Here is a 3,669-nt window from a genome sequence, read left to right on the forward strand (position 1 = left end):
CTTGGCTAAGGGAGGGTTTGGGAGGGATCGAAAATGTTTTCCCAAAATATTTCCGTATTTGAAATTGGAGGTTTTACCGTTGGCGAACGAAAGTATAGTAATCAAAGGCGCGCGAGCGCATAATCTCAAGAACATCGACGTAACGATCCCGCGGGACCGCTTCGTTGTGCTGACGGGACTTAGCGGCTCCGGCAAATCTTCGCTGGCGTTTGATACGATCTATGCCGAGGGACAACGGCGTTATGTGGAATCCCTTTCCGCCTATGCCCGCCAGTTCCTTGGCCAGATGGAGAAGCCGGATGTTGATTCCATCGACGGTTTATCCCCGGCAATTTCTATTGACCAGAAGACTACGAGCCGCAATCCGCGCTCGACGGTAGGTACGGTAACAGAAATTTATGACTACCTGCGTCTGTTATTTGCCCGGATCGGCCACCCGCATTGTCCGGATCACGGCATTGAGATTACCTCTCAGACCGTTGAGCAGATGGTTGACCGGATTATGCAGTATCCGGAGAAGACCCGGCTGCAGATTCTCGCACCGGTTATTTCCGGCCGCAAGGGCGAGCACAAAGGCCTGTTCAGTGACATCTCCAAGCAGGGCTTCGTCCGTGTGCGTGTGGATGGAGAGCTGCGTGAGGTAACGGAAGAGATTGAACTGGAAAAAAACAAGAAGCACACCATTGAAGTTGTAGTGGACCGGATTGTCATCAAGGACGATGTGCAGACCCGGCTGACAGACTCGCTGGAAACAGCGCTTAAGCTGTCCGGCGGGCAGATTCTGGTGGATATTATCGGCCAGGAGGAGCTGCTGTTCAGCTCGAACTTTGCCTGCCCGGTGTGCGGCTTCAGTATTGAAGAGCTGGCACCGCGGATGTTCTCCTTCAATAGTCCATTCGGGGCCTGCCCGGAATGTGACGGCCTCGGGGTGAACATGGTTGTCGACCCGGAACTGCTGATCCCCGACTCTGAGAAGTCGGTGGAGGACGGGGCTTTTCTGGCCTGGACAGGCAGTACCTCTAACTACTATCCGCAGTTTCTGAAATCGGTCTGTGAGCATTTCAAGATTCCGCAGAATGTGCCGGTAAGCACGCTGTCACCGGATCAGATGAACAAGCTGCTGTACGGAACAGGCAGTGAGAAGATCCGCTTCCGCTATGAGAATGATTTTGGACAGAAGAAGGATGCGCTTGTTGCTTTCGAAGGAATTATTCCTAATCTGGAGCGGAGATACCGGGATACTGCCTCGGAAGGAATCCGTGAATTCATTGAAGGCTTCATGAGTGCTAAGCCTTGCCATGTGTGCAAAGGCAAACGTCTGAAGAAGGAAATTCTTGCTGTTACCATTAACGACAGGAACGTAGCAGATGTTACAGACCTGTCCATCGGAGACTGCCAGGAGTTCTTCGTAAACCTCGTGCTGAATGAAAAAGAAACAGCCATCGCCAATCTGATCCTGAAGGAAATCAGCAGCCGGCTCGGCTTCCTGGTTAACGTCGGACTGAACTATCTGACGCTTAGCCGTGCGGCGGGATCACTCTCCGGAGGCGAAGCACAGCGTATCAGACTGGCGACACAGATCGGCTCCAGCTTAATGGGCGTCCTCTACATTCTGGATGAACCGAGTATCGGGCTGCATCAGCGGGATAATGACCGGCTAATCTCAACATTGGCCCATATGCGCGATCTCGGTAATACACTGATTGTAGTTGAGCATGATGAGGATACGATGATGGCTGCTGATTATATCATCGACATCGGCCCGGGTGCGGGTATCCATGGGGGAAGCGTAATTGCCCAGGGTACGCCGCAGGAGATCATGGATGATCCGAATTCACTGACCGGGGAGTACCTCAGCGGACGTAAGTTCATCCCGGTAACCTCCAAGCGGCGGGCAACCGATGACCGCTGGATTGAAATCCGCGGAGCCAAAGAGAACAACCTTAAGAACGTTAACGTGAAGATCCCGCTGGGTGTCTTTACTGCAGTAACGGGTGTCTCCGGCTCAGGCAAGTCCTCGCTGGTTAATGAGATTCTGTATAAGAGTCTGGCCCGCCAGCTGAACAGAGCCGTTAAGGTGCGTCCGGGTCTGCATAAGGAGATCCGGGGCCTTGAGAACCTGGACAAGGTTATCGAGATCGACCAGTCGCCGATCGGCCGAACTCCGCGTTCGAACCCGGCAACCTATACCGGCGTATTCGATGATATCCGTGACCTGTTCTCGAAGACCAATGAGGCTAAGGTGCGCGGCTTCCAGAAGGGCCGGTTCAGCTTCAATGTGAAGGGCGGACGCTGTGAGGCTTGCCGCGGGGATGGAATTATCAAGATTGAGATGCACTTCCTGCCGGATGTATACGTGCCATGCGAAGTCTGTAAGGGCAAGCGGTACAACCGGGAGACCCTGGAGGTCAAATACAAAGGCAAGAGCATTGCCGATGTGCTTGAAATGACTGTAGAGGATGCCACCGAGTTCTTCAAAAACATTCCGAAGATCCACCGTAAGATGCAGACTCTGCTGGATGTGGGTCTCGGATATATCAACATCGGACAGCCGGGAACAACGCTGTCAGGCGGTGAAGCCCAGCGCGTGAAGCTGGCCTCCGAGCTGTACCGCCGCAGCACCGGCAAGACGCTCTATATTCTGGATGAGCCTACTACAGGGCTGCATGTGGACGATATCGGCCGCCTGCTGGAGGTGCTGCACCGTCTGGTGGATTCCGGCGAATCTGTTCTGGTCATTGAGCATAATCTCGATGTCATCAAAACTGCGGATTACCTCATCGATATGGGACCTGAAGGCGGCAGCGGCGGCGGTACGGTGCTTGCTACCGGAACGCCGGAGAAGCTAATTACCGTTGAGGAATCGTACACCGGCAGATATCTGAAGCCGATCCTGATCCGTGATACTGCGCGGACGGAGGCGCTGCAGCTGCAGGAGTCGGAGACGACGGTATAGAGTAGAGTGGAGCGTCAGGCTTCATTTGCAGATTAGATGAAATGAGCTTTAACTTAGAGCGCTGCAGGCGGTGATCCGCTTGCGGCGTTCTTTTTTTTGCAGCCTAAGTTAAATAAGAGGATCTAAGAGCGGTAAAGGTTGCATTCAAGTCTGTGTCAACTGCAGAAATCACATTTTTAATCGGTTGATAGTGATTGAAAAATAATTTTTTACAACAATTACAGCTTTTTTAACGAATTCCTATTGCACCGCACTATTGGTAGCGATAACATAAGGGTAGATATGGATTAGATGAACCTGCTTGTCAACCCTTTTGAGGAGGTAATGCCATGCTGCTGGCAGAAGCTGCTGTACAAGAACCTTCTAAATTTCATACCTTTGATCTGTTTATGATTGCCTTTACCATTCTGATTTTTATCGGCGTCATCCGGCTACTCCGTGCTCCGCAGAAGAATAAATTTGCGATCGCTTTTGGTGTAGTCAGCCTGCTTGTGTTTGCCGTTTCGGATTATGCGATGATTGTGAATTGGTTCAGCTGAACTAAGAAACGCCCTATGCTCCATGTGCTAATTGCAAATTCTGCAAAAGATCTAAGTCTCCTTTTAACGCTGCCGGCGCGGATAAAGGCATCTATTGATGGGGAATTGATTAGCAGAAACTCAAGTAAGTATAAATAATAATTTTGTTGTCGTAAAAACATTAAAGAGACACTT

The 3,669-nt window shown here is 51.3% G+C and carries 2 protein-coding genes; both read left to right on the forward strand.

All coding sequences use genetic code 11. The annotated features are described in order from the left end of the window. The first annotated feature begins 79 nt into the window (after positions 1–79). Complete coding sequence (uvrA, locus tag BN3772_RS30400; protein ID WP_042204528.1) at positions 80–2,956, forward strand: excinuclease ABC subunit UvrA; 2,877 nt, start codon at positions 80–82, stop codon at positions 2,954–2,956. Positions 2,957–3,285: 329 nt separating this feature from the next. Continuing rightward, positions 3,286–3,495, forward strand: coding sequence for a hypothetical protein (locus BN3772_RS30405; protein ID WP_042204529.1), 210 nt, complete (start codon positions 3,286–3,288; stop codon positions 3,493–3,495). Positions 3,496–3,669: the final 174 nt, after the last annotated feature.

Source organism: Paenibacillus camerounensis (genome assembly GCF_000723885.1).
GTDB classification, from domain to species: Bacteria; Bacillota; Bacilli; order Paenibacillales; family Paenibacillaceae; genus Paenibacillus_AQ; species Paenibacillus_AQ camerounensis.